The organism is Parendozoicomonas verongulae (genome assembly GCF_009711465.1).
GTDB classification, from domain to species: domain Bacteria; phylum Pseudomonadota; class Gammaproteobacteria; order Pseudomonadales; family Endozoicomonadaceae; genus Sansalvadorimonas; species Sansalvadorimonas verongulae.
Genome location: NZ_SMME01000113.1, coordinates 1 through 266, shown reverse-complemented (window position 1 = coordinate 266; position 266 = coordinate 1). Strand labels below are relative to the sequence as shown.

Below are 266 nucleotides of genomic sequence, written 5' to 3'. Positions count from 1 at the left end.
GTGTTCTTCACCCAGACGAGGCACTGCTTCAGCTCAAAGCCTGACGCCACCAGAGCTGTGCGAAAGTTGGTGCCCTCGGTATCGGCATGAGCGACGTAGATGGGGCCGCCGGGTTTGGTGATTTCACAGATGCGGGTGAAGTAATCCAGCAGGAACAGGTAAAAGTTCTCGCCGCTCATTTTGTCGTTGTCGATCTTCAGGGCGTCCTTGGTCTTGCCCTCGTAATCGACGTTGTAGGGCGGGTCAGTCCAGCACATATCGGCCTG

The 266-nt window shown here is 56.4% G+C and carries 1 pseudogene; it reads right to left on the bottom strand.

Annotated elements, in window-relative coordinates:
• A pseudogene (locus E1189_RS00135) lies at positions 1–266 on the bottom strand (site-specific DNA-methyltransferase); the annotation flags it as partial.